The sequence below is a fragment of the Burkholderia guangdongensis genome (genome assembly GCF_013403875.1).
GTDB lineage: Bacteria > Pseudomonadota > Gammaproteobacteria > Burkholderiales > Burkholderiaceae > Burkholderia > Burkholderia guangdongensis.
On record NZ_JACBNX010000011.1, the window covers coordinates 113,041 to 137,082 of the forward strand.

Genomic DNA, 24,042 nt, shown 5'->3' on the forward strand with positions numbered 1-24,042 from the left:
CAACTCCTGCCGCTGTTACTGCTTCAAAAAAGAGACGCAAATGCGTAATTCTCCTACGACACGCGAAATGGCGCAGAGTTGCCCAACCGACGCGCTTATCCAGCGAAAAATGATCAAACTTGCTCGGCTTCGCGGTGAATTTGATTCAATTATTCCTCAAACAGAAACAATCAGGCAGACTTCGTTCGACAAGCGGCAGATTCAGGAACGACTCGTCTGATGTGGCACGGGGGATCCGCGCGCCGCCGGCGCCCATTGCGGGCGGGCGTAACAACCTGTTAAAAAGTGATACAGCAGACGGCCGTCCGGCATAGCATCATATCGGCCCTCAAACCGGGCGGAGGCCCCCGCCCAGCCCTCAACGCGCGACTCCCGCTACCATGAAAATTGCCATCCTCGACGACTACCAGGACGCCGTCCGCAAGCTGAACTGCTTCCAGATGCTCGCCGATCACGACGTGAAAGTCTTCAACAACACGGTGCGCGGGCTCGGCCAGCTCGCGAGCCGTCTGGCGGAAGTCGAAGCGCTCGTGCTGATTCGCGAACGCACCCCGATCTCCTCGCAACTGCTCGCCAAACTGCCGAATCTGCGCATGATCAGCCAGACCGGCCGCGTCTCGAGCCATATCGACCTCGAAGCCTGCTCCGACCGCGGAATCGCGGTGCTCGAAGGCACCGGCTCGCCCGTCGCGCCCGCGGAACTGACCTGGGCGCTCGTGATGGCCGCTCAGCGCCGCATCCCGCAGTACGTCGCGAACCTGAAACAGGGCGCGTGGCAGCAATCGGGCCTGAAGACGTCGGCCATGCCGCCGAACTTCGGTCTCGGCCAGGTACTGCGCGGGCAGACGCTCGGGATCTGGGGCTACGGCAAGATCGGCCGCATCGTCGCCGGCTACGGCAAGGCGTTCGGGATGAACGTGATGATCTGGGGCCGCGAGCACTCGCTCGAAGCCGCGCGCGCGGACGGCTACACCGCGGCCGAGAGCCGCGAAGCGCTGTTCGAGCAGAGCGACGTGCTGTCGCTGCACCTGCGCCTGCACGACGACACGCACGGCATCGTCAAGCAGGAGGATCTGATGCGGATGAAGCCGACGTCGCTGTTCGTGAACACGAGCCGCGCCGAGCTGCTCGACGAGAACGCGCTCGTCAACGCGCTGTCGCACAACCGGCCCGGGATGGTCGCGATCGACGTGTTCGAGACCGAACCGATCCTGCAGGGCTACAGCCTGCTGCGCATGGAGAACGTGATCTGCACGCCGCACATCGGCTATGTCGAACGCGAAAGCTACGAGCTCTACTTCAGCGCCGCGTTCAGGAACATCCTCGCGTTCGATCAGGGCGATCTGTCGAGCGTCGCCAATCCGGAAGCGCTGCAGCCGATTCGCAAACGCTGAAGTTGACGCGCGGGCGGCGGACGGCAAACGCGCGTCGCCGCCCGTCAGGCCATCAGACCGTTATGCGCCCGTCCGTCAGCGCACCGACGCGGGTGAGGAAATGCTCGCCGTCGCGCCGGCCGAGATCGTACGCGTGCCGCATCTGCGACGCGTTCGTATAGTCCCAGCTCGAGATCGGCACCTTGCTCGACGGCTGCACGTAGAGGCGCCGCTGCTCGCCGTACGCGACCGTGAACATCCGCGGGCGCGGATACAGCCGCGTAACCAGCACGAGCACATCGCCCGGCGACGCGTCGAGCGCGCCGACCGGCACGTTGTCGACCATCCCGCCGTCGAGCACGGGCCGGCCGTCACGTTGCAGCACCGGCGTGAACGGCGGCGTGCACGACGACTGCAGGATCAGGTCGGCGAGCTCGTCGACGCGCGCGCACGACTGCGCACGCACGAATTCCGGCTTGAAGCCGAGCGTGCGGCCGAGTGTCGGATGCAGCGACTTGCGCACGTACTTCTCGATGTTGTACGCGACGATCCCCGCGACGACCGCGCTGCGCGCGCCGAGCCAGCGCGGCACGTGCGACACGCCGATGCGGATTTCCGGCGCGTCGCCGAGCTTCGCGAACGGTTCGCCGTAGATGTCGAGCAGCGCCTGCCGGTAGATCCGGTAATGCGGGAACACGGGCTCGCGGCGGAACAGATTGCCCCAGTACGCGTTCTTCCGGTTGCGGCTCAGCGCCTGTTCGTAATAACGCATCACCCAGGCGGAATCGCGCGTATACAGCATGCACGCGGTCGCGGCGCCGGCGGAGATGCCGGCGATCACGCGCGGCTTCAGCGCGAGCGCGGGCTGCGCGACGTCCCAGAAACCGGCCTGCCACCAGCAGCGATTGCCGCCGCCCGCGAAGACGATCTGATCGAACACCGCGCGCTCAGCCGACGAGCGCGTACGTTGACGTCGCGTGGACGGCCATCTTGCCGTCTTCGTCGAACAGCTCGACCTCACCGAACACCAGGTTGCGGCCCATGCGCAACACGCGCGCGGTGACGAGCAGATCGCCCTTGCGCACCGAGCGCATGAAATTCGTGTTCAGCGACACGGTGGTCATCGGCCGGAATTCGCCGAGCGCGACCGAGATCGCGACGACCATCGCGGTATCGGCGGCGGCCGTGAACACCTGGCCACAGATCACGCCGCCCGAATGGCGGAATTCACCGGAAAACGGCAGACGCAGCGTGACGCTCTCGTCGGAGATCGATACGGGGGTCAGACCGAGCGCGCGAATCCACGGGGCCATTCGGCCCAGTAGTTCGCGGACAGCGTTTTCGTCCATCTTCAGGGGCTCAGGAAATGTTGCGCAGCGCGTAGGAGCATCATGATACCGGGAGCGCGCGCCGAGCGACCGCATGTCGTATCCGGAGCCCGGCCGCTCGGCGGTCCGTGCATATTTTTGAAAAAAGTGATGGAAGGGGCTTGCCAGAAGTGAAAATGCCATGCATAATCTTGCTTCTGTTGGGGCGTTAGCTCAGTTGGTAGAGCAGCGGACTCTTAATCCGTAGGTCGAGTGTTCGAGTCACTCACGCCCCACCACCGAATTCTGCTGTAGGAAATCAAGCACTTGCGAGCGATCGCGGTGCTTTTTTTTGTCTGTAGCTCGTGCGGGCAGGTGTCAAAGTTACGCATGATCAGCACTGCATCCACCGCCAAGAAAATCTCCCCGGCAAACTTCCCCGGCACTGGCACGTCGGTCTGAGCAACACGGCCGCGGCGGCCCCCATGCGTGCCGTGATCCAGCAAGACGTTCAAGCGCCTTAAAGTATCCAGATTGGTCCTTCGTCGATCATAGCGGGACAGGCCATTGTTACGTAGTCCATATTGTTTGATTCGGCCGGACGAAATTTGGATGATTTTGCGTTCAACTCGAAAAGGGGTTCCTTATGGTCGTATCGCCCTCGCGTCAATTTCAGAGGGTCGTCAGCAATCGCAATTGATGTTCTGTCTCGGTTCCTTCAATCAGCGCATAGAACCATGTTTCCTGACGCTCGACCACTGAAAGGCCTTCAACGTCGGAAAAGGTATTCCACGCGATACCATCGAGACGTGCGAACCTGCCGCGCGTTCGCGCAAACGCCCGCAACAGCGGACTCGCTTCACGGCGGAGCACCAGGTGGTCCGCATTCAACACATAGGGCGGCCAGCCGGCACGAAGGACAAGATAGTAGGGAATGGCACTGTGATCGATTTTCATGAACGGCTCTGCTTATCCGGGGAGTCTTGGGTTTAGCCGATCTGCCCCGTGTCACAGATGCGCACACCGAGGAAAGTCATGCGCCACTATACGCCGCCAATTCACATTCGGTTAGAGCCGCTTCGGCTCGAAGCTTCGAGCACGGCGAAACGCTACCGTCTGGGGTGCTTCATCTCCTCCGCTTCCATCGCTGCATTTCGCTCTTCGCTCGCGGAGACAGGTTCCATGGCCTCGTCGATCGATGCCGCCGCACACTCGGAGGCCAGTTTCGTTTCCTCGACGTCGGCCCCAGGCTTCCCATCGTCGTCGAGAGGGGGATCGAGCATGTCTCTGAGCATGGCCGCCAGCTCCGGGGTATCCCATTGTTCGCCCCTTTGCGTTTTCCTCTTTATATAGTGCCGGATTTCCGCATCTTGCTCGGATGTCAGCGGCAGGTGCCGAAAAGTGCTGTTTGGCTCAGCGTCAATCATGATGGTGCTCCGAAATCCAGCTCGATTTCAGTTTAGTCGCTTCTCAACACACGCACACGCCGGAAAAATGATTGGGATGACGGATCAACTTGAGAATGATGTCGGTCTTGAGAATACTTGCCCCAAGACGCCTAAAATTCAGTCATGGCCGCGTTCCCCGAGGAGGTTGCCATGTCTCAGTCAATGATCGGTTGGGTGGTGGGTTGTGCGGCGGTTGCTGTTGCTGCTTTCGCGTTGGCGCGTCGTTACAGGAGTGAACATCCGGGCGAGGGAATGGTTCAGTGGCTGGATTCCCATCACATGGGATGGATGCATGGCAAGCATTGACCTCTCCGCACCGGTGCCGACGGTATGGCCTCGCCGAGGGTGCCTGCAAGGAAAACATCGTGGATGACGAAATCTGTACGACCCACACGCACGTGGCGCGCCTTCGGGTGATGAAGACGATGTCCGGACGTTATCGCGGAATTGTCTACCTGCGCCATATCGGAGAGGATCCAGGCGCCTCCGAGGAGCACAATATCGAACAGGAATTTTCAAGCGACGTCGAGGCCCGTGATGCCGCTCGAGCACTCGCGCGCAGTTTGCTCGAAAAACACGAATCCTGATTTTAGGGGTCTAACCGAAGGGTTCGGTACAGCAGGTTCACGATGGATTCCCAGGCCGGTCAGTCCAAGCTGACCGGCCTTTTTACTTGCTCCAGTGCGATATTCGGCCCATCAAACCGCATCCCGCCGCAACGGCTGACACATGCAGTGCACGCCGCCGCCGCCGTTCGCGATCATGTCGATCGCTGGATCGTAGATCCGGAAACCCAACGCCTTCAGCCGGTCCTTCAGGAAGTGGCTGCTCTGCGGCAGCAGCACGCGATCGTTGCCCAGCGCGACGACGTTGCAGCCGAGCGCCATCGTGTCCTTGAACGGCACCTCGACGATCTCGATCCCCTTGCCGCGCAGCCAGTCGACGACACCCGGGTCGGTCGTCTCGACGCAGACCGCCGCGAGCTTCGGCGCGAGCATCACGACCATCAGGTCGATATGGACGTAGTACGGATCGATATCGCAGAGCCGAACCTCCCAGCCCTCCTTCTCGAACCAGCCCTTCAGCTGGCGCGCGCCCTGTTCCTGCGAGCGGCCCTCGGAGCCTTCCCAGCCGATCAGCACGCAGCCCGGCTCGATGATGTCGAAGTCGCCCCCCTCGAACGTGCCGGCCGTCACGTAGTCGTAGATCGGAATGCCAAGCCGCTGATACGTCTCGATCGCGCGGAAGTTCTCGCCACGCCGCCACCACTGCGCCATGTTCGTGATCACCGCGCCGAACGGCGTCATCACCGACGAATCCCGCGCGAAGATCTGATACGGCAGTTCGGAATCCGCCTCGTGAAAGTGCACGTCGACGCCCGCGGAGCGATACGCGTCGACCATCTCCGCATGCTGCCGGCGCGCGACGTCCGCGTCGAAACGCAACCCGCTGCGCAGGCTCTTCTTCGACAGCGAGCTCGTCTCGAGCCAGCGATAGTTGTCCGCCGGGCCGAGCAGCACGTCGCGCAGCACGCCGTAGTCGCTGTTCGCCCCCCATTCCTTCAGCGCCGGGGTATTGCCACCGTCACGACGATTCCGGAGATTGAATTCCATATTTAGTATTCCTTATTGAATAGTTGAAATGCCCGCACCGACGTGCGGATACCACCCGACTCTAGATCCGCGCCCGCGTGAGCTCGACGATCGCGCCGAGCAGCACGTTCGCGCCCGCCTCGACGTGCGCCGGCTCCGCTTCCTCCGCCTCGTTGTGACTCACGCCGTCGCGGCACGGGATGAAGATCATCCCGGTCGGCATCATGCGCGACAGGTAGACCGAATCGTGCCCCGCGCCGCTGACCATCCGGCACGCGGGCAGCCCGAGCGCGCCGCTCGCGCGTTCGACCGCGTCGACGCACGACGGCGCGAACCGGACGGCCGGCGAATGCCAGACCGTGTCGATCCGGTGCGTCACGCGATGCCGCTCGCACGCGTCGGCCGCGATCGTGACGAACGCATCCTCCATCCGCTGCAGCGTCGCCTCGTCCGGGTGGCGCAGATCGACGGACAGCACGACGCGGCCCGGCACCGTATTGCGCGATCCCGGCTCGACGGACAGATCGCCGAACGTGACGCGGCTGTCCGGCGCATGACCATCGACGAGCGCGTACAGCGCCTGCTGGATCTCGCACAACGCGCGGAACGGATCGCGCCGGTCGGCCATCGGCGTCGGCCCCGCGTGCACTTCGCGGCCTTCGATCACGAGGTCGTACCAGCGCATCCCCTGCACGCCGGTCACGACGCCGATCGTCAGCCCGCGCTGCTCGAGAATCGGCCCCTGCTCGATGTGCAGCTCGAGCGCGGCCGCGTACGCATGCCCGCCGACGTCACGCTCGCCCGCGTAGCCGATGCGCGCGAGCTCGTCGCCGAGCGTGCGGCCCGCCTTGTCGGTTCGCGACAGCCCGTAGTCGAGCGTGAACACGCCGGCGAACACGCCCGATCCGACCATCGCCGGCGAAAAGCGCGCGCCCTCCTCGTTGGTCCAGCTCGCGATCTCGAGCGGATGCAGCGTGCGCACGCCACGCTCGTTCAGCGTCTGCGCGACTTCGAGCCCGGCCAGCACCCCGTACACGCCATCGAACTTGCCGCCCGTCGGCTGCGAATCCAGATGCGAGCCCACGAGCACTGGCGGCAGCGTGTCGTCGATGCCCGCGCGGCGCGCGAACAGGTTGCCGATCCGGTCGACCTCGACCGTCAGGCCCGCGTCCTCGCACCAGCGGCGAAACAGATCGCGGCCGCGCCGGTCGGCATCCGTCAGCGCCTGCCGGTCGACGCCGCCGTGCGGCAGCGCGCCGATCCGCGCAATTTCCATCAGCCGCGACCACAGCCGCTTGCCGTCGACGCGCAATGCGCGGTCTTCTGCGTTCATCATCGAATTCCTCATTGAGCGGCCGGCCGCTTGCGAGCCGCGATCTGTTGCGCCGCGATGCGAAGCGACTGTACCCGGCGAAAAAGGGCGCAACAATCGAGGAATTTAAGCGCGAGACGTCAGTTTTTTTAAACTCCGGCGGTTTTTCTCGACTCAGGTCTGCCGCGGCGGCGTGCGCCACGCGCGTGCGGACACGCGGTGCTCCTCGAGCAGCCAGTCGCTGAACGCACGCACTTCGGCGCGCTGTGCGCGCTCCGGCGTCGCGACGAGGTAGTAACCGCGCGGCGAATCCATCGTCACGTCGAACGGGAGGATCAGCAGCCCGCGCGCGAGCGCGTCGCCGCTCACCAGCGTATCGCCGATCGCGATGCCCTGGCCCGAGATCGCCGCCTGCTGCGCGAACGGCGCTTCGGAGAACACGATCCCGCGCCGCCCGTCGACGTGATGCGCGCCGGCGGTCGCCAGCCACTGCACCCAGTCCGTATGGCCGCCCATGTGCAGCAGCAGCACGTCGGCGAGATCGTCGAGCGTCAGCGGGCGCCCGCGCGCGTTGACGAGCGTCGGGCTGCAGACCGGGAAATAGCTGAGCGACGTGATCGGCTCGATCGCGAAGTCGGGCCAGTCGCCGTTGCCGTACGCGATGAACAGGTCGGCGTCGCGCGGGCCGACTTCGTCGGCGGTGCGCGGCGACGTGATGCTGAGCTCGACGTGCGGATACGCGCGGTGGAATGCCCCGACGTGGTGGCTCAGCCAGTAGACCGCGAAACCGGGCGCGCAGCTCACGCGCAGCCGACCGGCGACTTCGCCGCCCGCGCTGCGGTGCGCCGCTTCCTCGAGGATGCCGAGCGCGCGCCGCGCATCGTGGATGTAGCGCGCGCCGCGATACGTGAGCACGATCCCGCGCCCCGCGCGCTCGAGCACCGCGAAGCCGAGCGTCTCCTCGAGCGTGTTGATCTGGTGACTGATCGCGCTGCGCGTCAGGCACAGCTCGGCGGCCGCGCGCGAAGCGGAACCGTGTCGGGCGATCGCGTCGAGCGCGCGCAACGCGGTGATCGAAGGCAGGTGCATAAGGTCGTCGTCGAAGGAGCGCGGCTTGGGCGGCGCTGCGGGAGCCGCCCGATTGTAAAGCAGGCGCTGGACGATCAGTCATCCCCAAACCTAGCCACCCGAACGGCCCCCACCCTCTCGGCCTCGACAGAGCCCTCCCTCTCCCCCCGAAACTCAACGCATGCGACGAGGTTCAGCCGCCGCGTTCCCGCGAGGTCGATTCGAATGCCATCGGTTCAATCGCCCACGCGAGCAGTCAGGCTGCCAACCAATGTGCACCCGCACTCGGTATGATGGCCATGCAACGCAACTCGCTGGCCATCGATCGTCACTGTCGGATGTGCCTCGATAATCTTGTTGACGCCGTGCGGCCGACCGTCCGGATATTTTTCCGGGCAATCCACCAGGTCATGCAGGCGCGCAATTTTTTTACCGCCGATGGTGTGGGTTTCCGAACCGGAGATCACTTGCCCGCCATGCGAGGTCGCGTCGCCGACCACGATCATCTGCAATGCCATATCGCCTCCTTATAGCGTGGTTGACTGCGGCGCAATCCCGGCGTCACGCCCCCCCATCCGCTCAATCTCCTCCCATACACCCACCGGGACACGGGTGATAGCGGCACCAAACGACTCGCCTGACTGCTGACCCCGGACCAGCAGATCGTTGACAAACCGATGCTGATCGAAATCCTTTCCGTACAGGTAAGTATGCTGGCAGAAAACCAGGCGATCCCCCGGCTCACTGATCCCCCATTGCACCGCGCGGAGGTATCGGGGAATGAAGTCCTCGAACCGATCGAGATAGGGACGCGCGCCGTCGACAACGCCGGACTCGATCAGTACCGCAAGAATCTCGTCTGGCTCCGTGTGCGCCGTGAGGACGTCAATGTCCGTCTGCTCCAGCCGAATCATGACTGAGCGGCAGATCCGCGCGCTCGCCGTCAAATCGTTGTGGATTGGCTGCCACTCCTTGTGGCGCCCTCGGTACATCCACTGCTCGATCGGGCTCATGAACATGCCGCGGACCTGTTCGCCCCATATGTCGAAAACCGCGCCGGTGTTGCGCGGGTCAAAATACCGGACCATCGCGGTCATGTTGTCGCCAATGTCCGCAAACAGGAACGCCTGCAGATGCGTGACGAGCGCATCCATATCGACGCGGCTCCAGATCAACGACAGGCATGGGCTCTGAAGATCGAGTCGGTCGAGTTCGACAATCCAGTCCGCTTCGATGTCGCTCACCGGCGCCAAAAACAGCGATGCCGGTCCGAGCTCTTCTTCTGGCAGGCCGGTGAAAACGGAGCGGAACGGTACGCCGGCACGCTCCAGCAAAGGCACCCCCTTCGGCGGACACACTGCCGCGTCGACCAACCCCATCAGGCTCACCTGTGGGGACGTAGTTTGTAGTTCCATCTGAAATCCCGCTTATCGACAAGCCGTCCAGCCCGCGTCAGGCCCAGCCGGCTTGGGTTTTGCCATCGCCGAGATCCAGAGGCGCAGCATTTGATGCGAGGCCTAAATAGGCCTTGCGCTTGTCCCCGCCAGCAAACACGACGCGCGGAAAGCCATACCCGCCCGGCGCGTACTCGTGGAAATACGGCACCCGGAACCAGCAGCGGCTATCGTGGACGTAGTCGTCGAACAGGGTAACGGCCCCGGCAGGCAGTTTGCTCACGGCGTCGGGCGACGTGTGCTGGCGCAGGAACGATTCCACGCCGGGCGACGGCGCAGCCATTACGTCGTCCTGCACCCGGTAGTTCTGCACAAGCGTCGACCAGGCTGTGTTCAGCAACACACCGCTTAACGCAAGCGTGACGCAGGGGGAGTCGCTCCCGGGCTGGTCGTGCGCGACAGAAAGCGTCGGCGGCACCTTGATCGGATAGCCACCAGGGACAATCACGGGAGGATGTTGTGTACGCTTCACTTGCCATCGTTCGCACTGGTCCGGATACAGGTGCCCCAGGAGCAGCCGCATTTCCTCCGCGCCCTGCCGCAGGTCGGTCTGGTCGTTGGTCGAGACATCGAGTGGCCCCTCCCCCGGGCGCGCAGGTTTCGGGTTGTCGATACCGGGATGCGCAATCGCGCCGCATAGCTGCTCATTGCGCCGGTTCATTGCATTGTCGAGCGCTGTCGCCTGTTCCTTCTGCGCGCTCATGTACGACGCATATCCCCCGATCGACGAGGTCATGGCGTTTGCCTGGAGAAGCTGGTACAGCGACTTGAGCTTGCTCATGGTCGCATCGTTCTCCGCCACCCTTGGAAGCGCCTGCTGAACCTTGTGCGGCGTCATCTTGTCTTCATGCGCCCGCTTGAAGAACGCCTGTCCTGTGACATAGCGCTGCGGATTGCCGATTTCCGCGCGCAGCGTCCGCCACGCCAGCATCTGGCCCAGCCCGATCTTCAACGCGTCCTCCACGCTGCTGACGTTATCGACAGTCTTGCGCCATGCATTGAAGGCCGCGATCAATGACGGGTCGAGTGCGAAGTCTTTTCCAAGAGGAGACTCTGGATCAAAATCGTCTTTGCCCCGAAGAGGCACACCATATTTGGCAGCCTTCAGGTACATATCGTGAAGCGGGATCTGGCTAAGTTTGTGGCTGTCGTCACCGACCTTCGACGTGGCCCCTCCCTTTCCCTGCTCGTTGGGCGCATAGCCTCCGCCCACGTCCGAATGGACCCCCGGATAGGCCACCTCTTCGCGAACACCGCCACCGTAGCTGTCTCCGTTGCGAATCGAATCAAGCGGAAAGCTCATGCGCTGCTCGTGTGTCGAGAACGCGTGATAACAAAATCGCACATCCTTCGGGATATCGAGCCGGCCGTCGTCAGCGAACGCGAAGTGCCCATCGAATGTGCCGAAATCCACGGTTGCGCGGGTCGAGTCGGGCGGTCCAACGGAGGCAACCGTATCAAAAAGACCGACGAAGTTGACCTTGTAGTTCAGCGCATATCTGCCGGTCTGGTAACCAATCCGTCCATTCGATGCCCATTCATTGATCAGCTTGTTCACGAACACGCGCGCGCATGCAGCCCCGCGCGAGAAGCCGATCACGTTGATCCATATTTGTTTGACCGTCTGCGGATATCGTCCCTCGTCGATTGCCTGCTTGTGGGCAAGGCCCAGCCGGTCGGTGTAGCCGACCAGCGGAAGTTTGTGGCCATCGGCCACTTCGGTACAAACTCTGTTGGCGTCGCCATCCGGAATCAGGTTTCGGGTCTTGTCGGAAGCGATGGCGTTGTATATAGCGTTCAGCACCCTTGTATAGCCCCACACGCAACGGCTACCGAAGCCGGTTGCCATCGACTTACCTGAAGTCGTGTACACCTGTTCGCCAATCTCTTTAAACGGCGTACCCACGCCAGGAATGTAGAATGCGAAAATCCCTTGTTCGTTCTTATCCAGTGCCGCGTTATAGAGCCGGGCAACGTTGGTATGTGTGCGACCGAGAGAATCCCGAAACGGATTGGTCTGTAAGTCGTTATTGTTAGTGCCGTCAAAGAACAGTGTGATGTGAAGCGTCTGGGGACAGGACATAAGTGCATCGCACACCAGCATGCGCCCCTTGATCAATGCCGCGGCGCTATCCGCCACGCGCCCGCCTTCAGGCATCGGGTCAGCCCAGCTGAGACTCATTGCGCACCTCCTCCATCCCTGTATAACCGGTTCCATTCTTGATCCACCACACCTTGTGCGATGTATGGATCATTGTCCGGAGGGCGTATGCCGGGGTCGTTTGCATCTCCTTTCTGGCCATCGGCCACCATGATGCGGACCCGGTCACCCGGCAGAAAGACCGCCCACAAACCTCCCATGACCTTCCCATATTTCGGTATCCGGACGTTTTCGGCCTTGTACCAATTCGTCGTGTGGTCCTGCTTCCTGTAGACAAGCCAGCGCACCGTCAGTCTCAGATCCGGCTGCCAGATCGAAGGGATGTCGCTGCAGCACGTTTCCTTACCGCCACCGGACGGCTTGCCATCTGCCTCCGCCGGCCATACATTGGGGCCCCCACCGGCCACACCTGACCCCTCAGGCCCCTCAATCCCCCACTGGTGGATGTACCAGGGGGAGTAATTCAAGGTCGAGGCACCAACACCCAGCGTGTCGTAGTGCTTCGGCAGGTTCGACAGGTCAAGTGGTTGCGCCATGGGCCCGGGATGCCTGTCGCATGCTCCGAGGCTGAACACGGCAGCAAGGGCAGCGACCTGGATCGCATGCCGCCCGTAACGGTAAAATCGGTCTGTCCGGATCTGTTTGACCGTTCGCACCCGTTCGCACGCTAGCGCGCGCGCCTTCTTCAACGCCGCGGCGCTACCCGCCACGCGCCCGCCCTTAGGCATCGGGTCGGCCCATCTGAGACTCATTGCGTGCTTCCTCCATCCCGGGATAACCGGTTCCATTCCTGATCACCACCCCTTGTGCGATGTACGGATCGTTGTCCGAGGGGCGTACGTCCGGATCGTTTGCATCATTCTTCTGGCCGTCGGGCACCATGATGCAGACCCGGTCACCCGGTAGGAAGACCGCCCACAAGCCTCCCATGACTCGTCCATATTTCGGTATCCGGACGTTTTCGGCCTTGTACCGGTACCCTCGGGTTTTGCCGTCCTGCTTCTTGTCAACCAGCCAGCGCACCGTCAGCCTCAGATCCGGCTGCCAGACCGACGGGATGTCGCTGCAGCACATGTCACCGCTACCGCCGTATGGTTTGCCGTTTGCTTCCGCAGGAAATACGTTGGGGCCACCACCCGCCACACTTGACCCTTCAGGACCTTCAAGCCCCCACTCGTGGATGTACCAAGGTGTGTAGTTCAAGGTCGAGGCGCCAACACCCAGCGTATCGTAGTGCTTCGGCAGGTTCGACAGGTCGAATGATTGCGCCATCGGGCCGGGGTGCCTGTCGCATGCTCCGAGGCCCAACACGGCAGCAAGGGCAACGGCTTGGATCCCACGCCGCCCGTCACGGAAAAGTCCGCCCGTCGTCATGAACGAACCTCCGGATTAACGGGGCACCAAGGCCGCCCCGCCCCGAGCGGCCTTGAGCAAGCATTCGACACAGATCTTCTTCGGAGACAGCTCGACCATCTGGTCCTTCGGACCTGGCAGATCATGAGACGCCGCGTACGCAGTAAATTTTCCCGTCGTGCCGCTTACAACGCCGCTCGCGTCCATGTTCAAGAAGCTGCCGTTGACCTCGACGCGAAATTTGTTTGCGCGCAGCAGGATCTCCTCGCTTTCCAGCAGGATCTGCTTCTGCGCCCGCGCCACGATGGACTTCGTCAACGCATTCAATACGATGTCGCCCGCAGCCGACACAAGATGCATCGGCCCGGTCTGCGCAAACAGGCGAAGGGTGTCGCGCACCGTCGCAAAGAAGCTGCGTCCGCTCGCAATACCAATATGGCCTTCCGTCGTGATCGCGGCCTGCTGGGACGCCACATGCACGGTGGCTGGCGTGGTGATCTCGACTCCCGCCTTGCCGTCGATCACCAGATGCGGTTCCGACAATTCCGGAAACGCGTCGCTGCTGCCCGCGCTCGCGCCCCGGATCTGCCCGTTCTGCGCTGCGATAGTGTTGACGATGTCGGACTGATGGCCGTCCGCATCCTGCGCCTCGCTGTGCTGCGCGATCTTCGTCAGCGCATCATGCAGCATGCAGTTGCTGCGCCCTCCCGAGTCGCTCAACGGTCTCGCTCATGTCTTTCGCCGCGGCCGTCGCACCCGAACGCGTCTCGGTGGTCACCAGCATGCCCCGGTTCGCACGCAGCACGCCCCAGGAATCCGTGGCCAGCTCCCATCCGGTACCGCGCGCGTCTCCTCGCCCTGCATTGCCGTCAATGCGTGTGTTGTACCCGACTACGAGGCGTGACTGCTCATGGTCGCTCGACACTTGCACCTGTAGTTTTCCCGGCGTGTCGTCGGCCACAATCTGATTCGCCTGCAGACCATCGAGGTCACGAGAACGCAGGCCCGATAGCGCCTGGTTATCCGGCAGTCTCCACTGCACAAAGTTGATGCCGTTCGGCACGCGCCCCGTGATGATCGGCCGGTCCGGGGATCCACTCAGAAACGACACGACGACTTCGTCGTCAATTCGAGGGACATGGATCATCCCAAAGCCCTGGCCCGCCCACGGATGGCTCACGCGGATCCAACAGGAACTGCGCCCATCGCGCTGTCCGATCCGATCCCAGTGAAACTGCACCTTGACCCGGCCCAGCTCGTCGGTATAAATGCGCTGTCCTTGCGGACCGACCACAGTCGCCGTCTGCATCTGCATGACAGGCTTATGGTGTTCGAACGGGCTGCGAAACGGCACGGATTTGCGCTGCGCCTCGATCTCAACCAGGAAGAAGCCCTCGGAGCCATCGAAATGCGTGATGCGGGAAGCAGGCTGCCCTTCGTGGCATGCTTTTGCTTCAGCCAGTCGATCTTTCAGACTGTACGGAAGATCTCCGTGATGGCTCGATCCCGGCAGGTTGTTCTCGATCAGCCACACCACTTCGATAACGGCGAATTCGCGACGCTCGCCAAACTCACGATCGTGCTCCGGGTGCCCAACGAGCTCAAACCACCGCCCAGCATCGACGCTGCGCAACCCTCCCGTACCATAAAACCGCTTGGCGCGTGATTCCCATTCCTCCATGCGCACTTTGGTGAGATGATCGCCGCGCTCCCGCTCCAGAAACGTATAGGGGCCGGTGTACTCGTACATCTCCAGTTGTTCCGGCAATTCGTGCGACAAAGTCGGGACATTGGTGCCCTTCGGATTGGCGAGTGGCGACGGATGCTTGTAGTCGAACGTGCGAGTAGTCAGGGTCGCGCTATGGAGGGTTCGCAAGCCTGACCAGTGAACCAGCGCGTCAACCTCATCGTTCGCGCCGTATCGGGAGAACTGAACAGATCGTGCGGCGAGCGGCTCGCACGTATCCAGGCGATCCGTGATAGTCAGAGTATGGGATTGGCCGTCGTCGGCCTGCTTCCAGATGCCGAACAGGCCCTCCTCCTCCATCAACCGGTGGACAAAATTCCAATCGTCCTCATACTGCGTGCAGTACGATCTCGGCGGAAGCGCCCTCGATAGTGCAAAGTCAAACCGACCTTGCGCCTGCGGATGCGCGTTGAATATATCCCTGAGGATTTCATCGACAGGCTTGTCCTGCCAGATGCGCTGATCGCGACGAAATTTCAGGAAATGCATCCATGATGCAAAGCTGATCTGGTAACTGGTCAGCCCGCCTTCCGATCCCAGTCTTCGCACGGCATACACGTAACCGTTTCGGGGGAGATAGGCGTGATCTGCCTGCTGAATCCAGAGCGTAACGGGTTGCCCGATCAGTTTCTTCAGCTTGAGGTCGCTGCGCGTCGACAGGACATCGAGTGCGAAGTCGAAATGTCGGCCGATCCGGGACCAGCCCACGGTGCGCTGGGGTAGCAACACGTCGGCCCCGAGCGGAGTATCGAGTTTCAGCAATCGATCTTGCTGAAGCAATCCGCCCCGCATCGCCCTCACGATGTCTTGCGCATCCATTTCTATCCCTTTATTACTTTTTGCCTACTTATTGTCACCAATATGACATGGGCTCTCACGCGCGATTCTACAGTCAAATGCGTTGTCAGCAAGATGAACCAAGGTCAAAGATGGATCTGACGCGCATCAGCCAGCGCGGCATTGTGTTATCGAACCATCTGCCGAGCCCCATCCGGAACCTCCCCGCATTGCCCTGAACCGACTCAGGCCATACTATCCCAGCACGTCCACCCTACCGATCGACTGTAAGCGCGGCGTCAGCGGCCCGAATCAGATGCAGCCCCGGTCCGCGAACGCCTTCACCTGCTCTTAAGCTTTCATTTCCCACAATCCTTTCCGTCGCCGCCATCCCGGCACGACGTGCTCATCAACGAGGATTTCCATGAAAAAGACGATCATCGCGCTCGCGCTCACCATTGCCGCTCTGCCGGCGCTCGCTCAGTACACCGGCCCCGGTGCGGATGCGGCCGCGCAACCCACGACGGTCAAGCAACTGCTGGCCTCCGGCAAGGACGATCAGCAGGTCGTGCTGCGCGGCCACATCACGAAGCAGCTCGATGACGACAAGTATCAGTTTTCCGACGGCACCGGCGAGATCCCGGTCAAGATCAAGCATTGGCCGAACGGGCAAACCATCGGCGAAAAGAACACCGTCGAATTGAGCGGCGAATACGACAAGCCGATGTTCGAATCGTCGAAGCTGAAGGTGAAACAGATCAAGGTCGTTCAATGATCTGGCCGGACGCCTGGCGTACTCCCGCGCTGTTCCTCCGGGAGTGGCTCGGCCGCCCCGCCGTCGTCGGGGCGCTCTGCCCCAGTTCGCCGTACCTCGCGCGCCGGATGGCCCGCGCGGTGCCGGCAGGCGACGGACTGGTGATCGAGCTCGGCGGCGGAACAGGCGCGGTCACGCGGGCACTGCTCGATTGCGGCGTTGCGCGCGAGCGCCTCGTCGTCATCGAGCGCTCACCGGTTTTCGCAGGACATTTGCGGGCACGCTTCCCCGGCGTCGCGATCGTACAAGGCGACGCCGCACGGCTCGAGAAGCTGTTGCCGCCCGATACCCCGGTCGACGCGATCGTTTCGTGTCTGCCGCTACGCTCGCTGCCTCGGGCAGACGTGACCGCCATCGTCGATCAATGTCACCGGCTGTTGTCCAGCCACGGCGTGATGATCCAGTTCACATACGACCTGCGGCCGCCAGGACACTACGCGATCGGACACACCGGCCTGGTCACCTCGGAGACTTGCGTCGTCTGGGCCAATATCCCGCCCGCACGGGTCGTGATTGCCCGCAGACGCCCGTGACCGGAAAATCGTCGTTTGCCGGGTGAATTCGGGCGATTTCACATTAGTTGAACGTTTCGGCGCTCACGAAATCGCTGCCGGTTTTAAAATAATCGCGCTTCCGGATTTTCGATTCATGCGCAGGACGATCGTTATTCGCCCCGCCCATTCGGGTCATTTTTACCCGATCAAAATCGAAAAATCGCCAAATCCGGTATTTATTGCGTTGAATAAAAAATCCGACGGCCGATTCGACTCCAACCAACCATGCATTCCGAGAAACACAGCCCGATCGGCCGCTTCCTGCTCAAGACGCTCGCGCTCTTTGCCACGCTGTTCACCCTGCACGGCAACGCGATGGCCGACTGCATCGACGACGCGGCCGCGTTTCAGCACGTCAACGTGAGCCTGATGCGCGCGATCGCGCAGGTCGAATCCGGGACGCGCCCCGATCGCGTGAACACGAACAGCAACGGCACCACCGACATCGGGCTCATGCAGATCAACAGCTCGTGGCTGCCGGTGCTCGCGAAGGAAGGGATCAGCGAGCAGAGCCTGTTCGATCCGTGCACGAACGCATACGTCGGCGCGTGGATCCTGTCGCGGAACATCCGCCAGTTCGGCCCGACCTGGAACGCGATCGGCGCGTACAACGCCGCGTCGCCCGACAAGCGCCTCGCGTATGCGCGCAAGGTCTATGATGCGGTTCAATCCATCTCCGATTCGTCGGATCCTTCCATGCCCATCCTCCCGCCCTCGTTCACGCCGCCGCAGACATACAATCCGTTCGCGAGCCTCAACGTCACGTCCGCGCAAGTGAACCGTTCGCGCGCCGCCGCATCCGCCGGCATGCCGCCGGGCATGCCCGCGCCGGTCGGCGCGTCCGGGTCCGCCGTCGCGTCGTCGGCCGCGTACAACTTCGGCTGGACGGTCACCGGCGCGGATCAGGCGAAGCCGATCCAGGTGTTCGACGACGGCTCGAAAGTGTTCGTCCAGTTCACCGATATGAAGCACGTCCCCGCGATCTTCGCTCAGACGTCGTCCGGCTCGCGCGTGCTGCTGCGCTGGGATCTGCAGTTTCCGTACGCGGTGATCGCGCGTCCCGAGCAGACGCTGGTGTTTCAGATGGGGGCGTTCGAGGCGCGCGCGCAGCGCACGCCCGGCAGTGCCGCTCAGAGCGGCAACGCACCCGCTCCGGTGCCCACTCCTGCCGCCACGCAAGCAAACGTTGCCGTGCGCAACGCGCCGCCGGCGGGCGTCGCCGGCCAGACCACCGCGTCGGCGAGCCGGACATCGCCGGCGACACGCTCGGCATCGACCGACGCGCTGTGGTACATCTCCCAGCCGTCGTCCGCGCCGTCGCAGGCGAACTCGCAGCCGGCGACGACCCCGCAGGCGAGCCCGCAGCCGGCGACGTTCCCGCAAGCGGTCACGACGCCCGCGCCGGCCCCGCAAGCACCGTCGCCCGCGCCGCAGAAGGCCAGGGCCGGCACGAGCACCGACGCGCTCTGGTACATCACGAAGTAATCGCGCGGCCGGCCTCGCGCCACACGGAAGGCGGCTCGAGGTCAATCGTCAGACCTCGGGAAAGCCCCGATCCGCCGCCCGCGCCCGCTTCGCTATCCTCGATGCGGCACTTGCTCACCGGCCGCGCCAGGGCCATCCGCGATACCGAACGACTTTGTACCGCTCACCGCCCGACTTCGAACCGCGCGCCTACGGGCCGCAACGGATCACCGCCGTCGTCGCGACGATGGCCGAGGACGGCGTCGCGCCGCCGCTCGTGCTGGCCGGCAGCGGCCTCGACGAGGCCGCGCTGCGCGAGCCGTCGACGCGCGTGTCGTACCGGCAGATGGCGACGGTGTTCGCCAACGCGGCGCGGCTCGCGCGCGATCCGGCGATCGCGCTGCGCGCGGGCATGCGGATGCGCCTGACCGCGTACGGGATGTACGGCTACGCGCTGCTGAGCAGCCCGACGCGCGAGGCGGCGCTCGATTTCGCGGTCAAGTACGTGCGCGCGATGGGCCCGCTCGCCGACTTCACCTATACGCGCGAGCGCGACGTCGGCATCTTCCACTACGACCTGCTGCTGTCGCCGGATCCGAACGATCCGCTGTACCGCTTCGCGCTCGAATTCACGTATGCCGCGCACCAGACGCTGAGCCGCGATCTGTACGGCCACGCGTTCCGCTTCGCCGAGATACGGGCGGCGTTCCCGGCGCCCGCGCATGCGAGTGCGTACGCGGACGTGTTCGGCTGCCCGGTGCGCTTCAGCCATCCCGTCAACGAGTTACGCGTCGACGCGGTGTGGGCCGAGCGCGCGCCGCCGCTGCCTGACTCGGTCACGCACGCGATGGCGCGCGAGCTGTGCCAGCAGTTCCTCGCGGACCTGACCCGCGTGGGTGGTTACGCGTCGATGGTGCGTCGCGCGCTCGTCGAGCAGATGCCGCGGCACTTCTCGAGCATCGACGCGATGGCGCAGGAACTGGCGATGGCGCCGCGCACGCTGCGCCGCAAGCTCGAGGCCGAAGGCACGACCTTTCGCGATCTGCTCGCCGAGGTGCGGCGCAGTCTCGCGATCGAGTATCTGCGCAAGACGCGGATGACGAATGAGGAGATCGCGAGCCGCCTCGGCTACAGCGACGCCGCGAATTTCCGGCATGCGTTCGTGCGCTGGACCGGCAAGAGCCCGCACGAGTACAGGGTAGCGTGAGCATGCTCGACGTCTTCCTCGCGTTCGCGCAGATCGGCCTGACCAGCTTCGGCGGCGGGCTGAGCGGGCGGATGATGCGCGACTTCGTGCACGAGCGCCGCTGGCTCGACGAAGATGAATTCCTGAACGGCCTCGCGCTGTCGCAGGCGCTGCCCGGCGTCAACGTGAAGAATCTCGCGATCTGGATCGGCTACCGGATGTGCGGCTGGCGCGGCGCGGTGGCCGGCTTCATCGGGATCATCGTGCCGCCGGCGGTGCTGATCGTGCTGCTCGGCGTCGCGTTCTCGACACTCACGCGCTTCACGCTGACGCACGTCGCGCTCGCCGGCGCCGCGGCCGCAGCGATCGGACTGTCGATGGCGATGGCGCTGACCGCCGTGCGCCGGCTGCCGCGCCGCATCGTGCCATTCGCGGTGATGGCGCTCACATTCGTCGCGGTCGCGGTGCTGCACTGGCCGCTCGTGTGGACCGTGCTGATCGGCGGCACGGTCAGCGTCGCGCTCGAATACCGGCGCGCGGGCGACGCGTCGCCGCGCGGCGAACGCCGATGACGGCCGCGCAACGCTACGCGGCGCTCGGCGCGGTGTTCGCGCCGCTGTCGATCGCGACGATCGGCGGCGGGCAGGCGATCATCGCGGACGTGCAGCGGCAGGTCGTCGACGTGCATCACTGGATGACGGCGACGCAGTTCGTGAACGACTTCGCGATCGCGCGGATGGCGCCCGGCCCCGGCTCGCTGCTCGCGACGCTGATCGGCTGGCAGGTCGCGGGGTTCTGGGGTGCGGTGATCGCAACGCTCGCGCTGTTCGGCCCGACCGCGTTCCTGATCTACGGCGTCGCGCACGTGTGGAAGCGGCATCAGGGCAAGCGCTGGCAGATCGCGCTCGAGGCGGGGCTGCGGCCGGTCGCGGCGGGAATGATCCTCGCGTCGGTGTGGGTGCTGCTGCAGGGGCTCGACGGCGGCTGGCCCGCGCGCGTGCTCGCGCTCGTGTCGACCGTCTGCGTGATGCGCACGCGCGTCAACGCGCTGCTGCTGATCCTCGCGGGCGCCGCGATCTTCGTCGCGATGCACGCAATCTGACGATCCGCCCCGCCCCATCCCGCCTCCCCCCGCCCAATTGGTAATAATTCGTAATAGTCCGAAAATCCGGGCGCCACGCGCGCCTTGCCGGTGACGGATCGCGGCCGCGAAGGCCCGCGCCGCATGGTTACCGACTGTTACACGCGCGGCGCTCCGGGCCGCATCGGCGCCGCCGGCGACGCTTACCATTCACGCATGGATGAACATGTCGCCCGCAAGCCGCTGCGGCCGCGGGCGGGGAGAGTGAAGGTGAAACGGATTCTGTTTTTGGGCGCGCTCGGTCTGACGGCCGCGTGCGTATCGGCGAGCGCGTTCGCGCACGCGGACGTCGGGGTGTTTCTCGGTATTCCGGGGCCGGTGATCGAAGCGCCGCCGCCCGTGTACTATGCGCCGCCGCCGCCCGTGTACTACGCACCGCCGGCGCCCGTGTATTACGGCTCGCCGTACTACGGCGACTATCGCTACCGCCGCGAATGGCACGACAACGGCTGGCACCGCGGCTGGCGGCATCACCATCACGACGACGATTGATCCCGTCCGCGCGGCGGCCTGCCCGACAGGCGGGCCGCCGCGCGCCACTCACCAAGGCAGCGAGTAGGTCTTCGTGTTCGTGAAGCTCTTCATCGCTTCCTGCACGCCTTCCTTGTACCCGAGCCCCGAATCCTTGATCCCGCCGAACGGCGTCAGCTCGAGCCGGTAGCCCGGCACCTCGCGCACGTTCACGCTGCCCACCTCCAACTCGGTGATGAAGCGCGTGATGTAGTCGAAGCGGTTCGTGCACACCGACGACGACAGCGCGTAGTCGGTGCCGTTCGACATCCTGATCGCCTCGTCGATGTTGCGAAAGCGCAGGATCGGCGACACCGGCCCGAACGTCTCGTGCTTGACGAGCGGCATGTCGGGCGTCACGCGGTCGACGACGGTCGGCGAGTACAGCGCGCCGTCGCGCACGTTGCCGACGAGCAGCCGCGCGCCGCGCGCGATCGCATCGTTGACCTGCTGCTCGCAGAAGCGCGCGGCGGCCTCGTCGATCACGGTGCCCATGTCGACCTTCGGATCGGCCGGATTGCCGTAGGTCCACGCGCGCGTCTTCTCGACGACGAGCTCGGTGAAGCGGTCGGCCACCGCCTCGTGCACGAGCATCCGCTTGATCGCGGTGCAGCGCTGCCCCGAGTTCTTGTACGAGCCCGACACCGCGAGCGTGCTCGCCTCGTCGAGATCGGCGTCCTCCATCACGATGATCGGATCGTTGCCGCCGAGTTCGAGCACCGCGCGCCGGTAGCCCATCCGCGTGGCGATCGACTTGCCGATCGACACGCCGCCGGTGAACGTGATCAGGTCGATCGACGGGTTCGTGATCAGCTCGTCGGCGATCTCCTTCGGGTCGCCCGTCAGCACCTGCAGCATCTGCGGCGGCAGCCCGGCTTCGTACAGGATGTCGGCAAACAGATACGCGGACAGCGGCACTTTCTCCGACGGCTTCAGCACCATCCGGTTGTTCGTCGCAACCGCCGGCACAACCTTGTGCGCGACCTGGTTCATCGGGTGGTTGAACGGCGTGATCGCCGAGATCACGCCGAGCAGCGGATCGCGCTGCGTGTACACGCGGCGCTTCTTGCCGTGCGGCGTCAGATCGCACGAGAAGATCTGGCCGTCGTCCTTCAGCACCTCGCCGGCGCCGAACGTCAGCACGTCGGCGACGCGGCCCGCCTCGTACGTCGAATCCTTGATGCACAGGCCGGCCTCGGCGGTGATCAGCTGCGCGATCTCGCCGGTGCGCGCCCGCACGAGGTCGGCCGCGCGCCGCAGGATCGCCGCGCGCTCGTAGCGCGTGAGGGTCGGCTTGTATGCATGCGCGGCCGCGAACGCGCGCCGCACGTCGGCGAGCGTCGCCTTCGGCACGGTGCCGACGAGCGAGCCGTCGAAAGGATTGCGCACGTCGATCACGGCGTCGCGATGGATCTTCTCGCCGTCGATCCGCAGCGCTTCGTGGCGGATGTCGGCGGCGGCCGTCGGTTCTGCAATGGCGTTCATCAGTGAGTCCTCTTTACGGAAGCGTTCGCGTTACTGAAGGTGATTGAGCGCGATGTCGATCACGTCGAAATTGCGCAGCCGCGCACGGCCGGTCACGTCGGCGGCGACCGGCTTGCTGAAGACCAGCGGCACCGTCTGCTCGGACAGCCCGCCGTGCGAGCGCAGCGGCACGTCGAGGCCCGACAGGTCGTGCTTCACGCGCCGCGTGCCGAGCACCACGTCCTGCTTCGAGATCACGATCAGGTCGCCCATCCGCGCGGGCGGCAGCTCGAAGCGCGCGCAGCCGTCGGCGCCCGTCAGCGCGAGCTCGATCCCGTCCTCGGCCGCGAGCTTCGTGCGCAGCGCGTCGACATCGGCGCCGTCGGGCAGGTAGACCGTCGCGAACGAGCCGAGCGCGCCGTGGTGCACGACGTACGGATCGGTGATCGGCAGGATCACGCGCGCGGCGTCCTCGCCGAGCCAGTCGTCGAAACGCTCCTGCAGATAGATCACGTTCGGCTCGCCGTCCTCGTCGTGCTTCGCGTTCATCCCGTGATCGGCGGTGATCGCGATCACCGCGCCGAGCGCGTCGAGCTGCTTCAGGTACGCGTCCATCATCTGGTAGAACGCGTTCGCGCCGGCCGTGCCGGGCGCGTGCTTGTGCTGCACGTAGTCGGTCGTCGACAGGTACATCAGGTCGATCTTGCGCGTCTCGAGCAGGCGCACGCCCGCGGCGAACACGAACTCCGACAGATCCGCGCTGTACACGCTCGGCACCGGCTTGCCGACGAGCTCGAGCACGTTGTCGATGCCGTTCTCGTCGAGGGTCGCCTCGTCGGCCTTCTCGGACGAGAAGCAGATCCCCTTCAGCCCCTTGCCGAGCAGCCGGCGCAGCTTGTCCTTCGCGGTGACGACCGCGACGCTCGCGCCTTGCGCCGCGAATGTCGCGAGCACGGTCGGCGCGACCAGGTACTTCGGGTCGTTCATCAACACTTCCGTGCCGCTTTCGCGATCGAAGAAATAGTTGCCGCTGATACCGTGTACCGCGGGCGGCACGCCGGTGACGATCGACAGGTTGTTCGGGTTCGTGAAGCTCGGCACCACGCAGTCGCCCTTCAGCGCCGTGCCCGGCTTGAGCAGCGTGCGCAGGAACGGCGCGACGCCGGCCTCGGCGGCCTCTTCCAGATATTCGTAAGCGCAGCCGTCGACGCACACGACGACGACGGGCCGGCTCATCCAGTTGTAGCGGCGGCCGTTCACTTCTACGGAAACAGGGGTTTCGTTCATGACAGTCCTTTCTGATCGGAGGGGTTGAGC

23 protein-coding genes, 1 tRNA gene and 1 pseudogene are annotated in these 24,042 nt (G+C 64.1%); 10 read left to right on the forward strand and 15 right to left on the reverse strand.

The window, feature by feature from the left end:
* Window positions 1-380: 380 nt before the first annotated feature.
* Entirely contained in the window at window positions 381-1,394 is a 1,014-nt protein-coding gene (locus HZI36_RS12515) for a D-2-hydroxyacid dehydrogenase family protein (RefSeq protein WP_179402973.1), read from the forward strand.
* A 52-nt stretch (window positions 1,395-1,446) separates the two neighbouring features.
* Here the strand turns inward: HZI36_RS12515 and HZI36_RS12520 are convergent, their stop codons facing one another.
* Both HZI36_RS12520 and HZI36_RS12525 read right to left on the reverse strand, forming a co-directional pair.
* The gene (locus HZI36_RS12520; RefSeq protein ID WP_179402974.1) at window positions 1,447-2,313 is read right to left on the reverse strand and encodes a patatin-like phospholipase family protein; all 867 of its coding nucleotides are present in this window, start codon (window positions 2,311-2,313) and stop codon (window positions 1,447-1,449) included.
* Between the two features lie 7 nt (window positions 2,314-2,320).
* On the reverse strand, window positions 2,321-2,722 hold the full coding sequence (locus HZI36_RS12525) for a PaaI family thioesterase (RefSeq protein WP_179402975.1): 402 nt from the start codon (window positions 2,720-2,722) through the stop codon (window positions 2,321-2,323).
* Window positions 2,723-2,903: 181 nt separating this feature from the next.
* On the opposite strand from HZI36_RS12525, the gene HZI36_RS12530 reads away from it, so the two are divergent.
* A tRNA-Lys gene (locus HZI36_RS12530) sits at window positions 2,904-2,979 on the forward strand.
* Between the two features lie 373 nt (window positions 2,980-3,352).
* On the opposite strand, the gene HZI36_RS12535 is transcribed toward HZI36_RS12530, so the two are convergent.
* Window positions 3,353-3,637: a hypothetical protein gene (locus tag HZI36_RS12535; protein ID WP_179402976.1), complete on the reverse strand. Its 285-nt coding sequence runs from the start codon at window positions 3,635-3,637 to the stop codon at window positions 3,353-3,355.
* 152 nt (window positions 3,638-3,789) lie between these two features.
* Entirely contained in the window at window positions 3,790-4,107 is a 318-nt protein-coding gene (locus HZI36_RS12540; RefSeq protein ID WP_179402977.1) for a hypothetical protein, read from the reverse strand.
* Between the two features lie 386 nt (window positions 4,108-4,493).
* On the opposite strand from HZI36_RS12540, the gene HZI36_RS12545 reads away from it, so the two are divergent.
* Window positions 4,494-4,715 carry a hypothetical protein gene (locus HZI36_RS12545; RefSeq protein ID WP_179402876.1) on the forward strand — a complete coding sequence of 74 codons (222 nt, stop codon included), beginning with the start codon at window positions 4,494-4,496 and terminating at the stop codon, window positions 4,713-4,715.
* 111 nt (window positions 4,716-4,826) lie between these two features.
* On the opposite strand, the gene HZI36_RS12550 is transcribed toward HZI36_RS12545, so the two are convergent.
* The 9 genes and pseudogenes from HZI36_RS12550 to HZI36_RS12590 form a co-directional block, all read right to left on the reverse strand.
* A complete protein-coding gene (locus HZI36_RS12550; RefSeq protein ID WP_179402978.1) occupies window positions 4,827-5,741 on the reverse strand; it encodes a dimethylarginine dimethylaminohydrolase family protein in 915 nt (304 codons plus the stop codon).
* 61 nt (window positions 5,742-5,802) lie between these two features.
* A complete protein-coding gene (locus HZI36_RS12555; protein ID WP_246327056.1) occupies window positions 5,803-7,056 on the reverse strand; it encodes a Zn-dependent hydrolase in 1,254 nt (417 codons plus the stop codon).
* A 150-nt stretch (window positions 7,057-7,206) separates the two neighbouring features.
* Window positions 7,207-8,121 carry a LysR substrate-binding domain-containing protein gene (locus tag HZI36_RS12560; protein WP_179402979.1) on the reverse strand — a complete coding sequence of 305 codons (915 nt, stop codon included), beginning with the start codon at window positions 8,119-8,121 and terminating at the stop codon, window positions 7,207-7,209.
* 215 nt (window positions 8,122-8,336) lie between these two features.
* Window positions 8,337-8,618 carry a PAAR domain-containing protein gene (locus HZI36_RS12565; protein WP_179402980.1) on the reverse strand — a complete coding sequence of 94 codons (282 nt, stop codon included), beginning with the start codon at window positions 8,616-8,618 and terminating at the stop codon, window positions 8,337-8,339.
* 9 nt (window positions 8,619-8,627) lie between these two features.
* Entirely contained in the window at window positions 8,628-9,515 is an 888-nt protein-coding gene (locus HZI36_RS12570; RefSeq protein WP_179402981.1) for a DUF4123 domain-containing protein, read from the reverse strand.
* Between the two features lie 37 nt (window positions 9,516-9,552).
* A complete protein-coding gene (locus tag HZI36_RS12575; RefSeq protein ID WP_179402982.1) occupies window positions 9,553-11,736 on the reverse strand; it encodes a T6SS phospholipase effector Tle1-like catalytic domain-containing protein in 2,184 nt (727 codons plus the stop codon).
* Window positions 11,733-12,467 carry a DUF3304 domain-containing protein gene (locus tag HZI36_RS12580; RefSeq protein ID WP_246327057.1) on the reverse strand — a complete coding sequence of 245 codons (735 nt, stop codon included), beginning with the start codon at window positions 12,465-12,467 and terminating at the stop codon, window positions 11,733-11,735. Before HZI36_RS12580 ends, HZI36_RS12575 begins: the two co-directional genes overlap by 4 nt.
* On the reverse strand, window positions 12,436-13,089 hold the full coding sequence (locus HZI36_RS12585) for a DUF3304 domain-containing protein (RefSeq protein ID WP_246327058.1): 654 nt from the start codon (window positions 13,087-13,089) through the stop codon (window positions 12,436-12,438). The genes HZI36_RS12580 and HZI36_RS12585 overlap by 32 nt, the downstream gene beginning before the upstream one ends.
* A gap of 15 nt (window positions 13,090-13,104) precedes the next feature.
* A pseudogene (locus tag HZI36_RS12590) lies at window positions 13,105-15,634 on the reverse strand (type VI secretion system Vgr family protein).
* Window positions 15,635-16,016: 382 nt separating this feature from the next.
* On the opposite strand from HZI36_RS12590, the gene HZI36_RS12595 reads away from it, so the two are divergent.
* From HZI36_RS12595 to HZI36_RS12625, 7 genes are all read left to right on the forward strand, one after another.
* Window positions 16,017-16,367 (forward strand): YgiW/YdeI family stress tolerance OB fold protein, encoded by a 351-nt coding sequence (locus HZI36_RS12595; protein WP_179402983.1) that lies wholly within the window; start codon window positions 16,017-16,019, stop codon window positions 16,365-16,367.
* A complete protein-coding gene (locus HZI36_RS12600) occupies window positions 16,364-16,939 on the forward strand; it encodes a class I SAM-dependent methyltransferase (protein ID WP_179402984.1) in 576 nt (191 codons plus the stop codon). Before HZI36_RS12595 ends, HZI36_RS12600 begins: the two co-directional genes overlap by 4 nt.
* Before the next feature lie 246 nt (window positions 16,940-17,185).
* Window positions 17,186-18,445 carry a transglycosylase SLT domain-containing protein gene (locus HZI36_RS12605; RefSeq protein WP_179402985.1) on the forward strand — a complete coding sequence of 420 codons (1,260 nt, stop codon included), beginning with the start codon at window positions 17,186-17,188 and terminating at the stop codon, window positions 18,443-18,445.
* 154 nt (window positions 18,446-18,599) lie between these two features.
* Window positions 18,600-19,631, forward strand: coding sequence for an AraC family transcriptional regulator (locus tag HZI36_RS12610; protein WP_218883831.1), 1,032 nt, complete (start codon window positions 18,600-18,602; stop codon window positions 19,629-19,631).
* Between the two features lie 2 nt (window positions 19,632-19,633).
* Window positions 19,634-20,182: a chromate transporter gene (locus HZI36_RS12615; protein WP_179402986.1), complete on the forward strand. Its 549-nt coding sequence runs from the start codon at window positions 19,634-19,636 to the stop codon at window positions 20,180-20,182.
* Entirely contained in the window at window positions 20,179-20,712 is a 534-nt protein-coding gene (locus HZI36_RS12620; protein ID WP_179402987.1) for a chromate transporter, read from the forward strand. Before HZI36_RS12615 ends, HZI36_RS12620 begins: the two co-directional genes overlap by 4 nt.
* 249 nt (window positions 20,713-20,961) lie before the next feature.
* Window positions 20,962-21,243, forward strand: a complete 282-nt coding sequence (locus HZI36_RS12625; protein WP_179402988.1) for a hypothetical protein — start codon at window positions 20,962-20,964, stop codon at window positions 21,241-21,243.
* 48 nt (window positions 21,244-21,291) lie between these two features.
* On the opposite strand, the gene phnY is transcribed toward HZI36_RS12625, so the two are convergent.
* Window positions 21,292-22,746 carry a phosphonoacetaldehyde dehydrogenase gene (gene phnY, locus HZI36_RS12630; RefSeq protein WP_179402989.1) on the reverse strand — a complete coding sequence of 485 codons (1,455 nt, stop codon included), beginning with the start codon at window positions 22,744-22,746 and terminating at the stop codon, window positions 21,292-21,294.
* 30 nt (window positions 22,747-22,776) lie between these two features.
* Window positions 22,777-24,012, reverse strand: a complete 1,236-nt coding sequence (gene phnA / locus HZI36_RS12635) for a phosphonoacetate hydrolase (protein ID WP_179402990.1) — start codon at window positions 24,010-24,012, stop codon at window positions 22,777-22,779.
* Window positions 24,013-24,042: the final 30 nt, after the last annotated feature.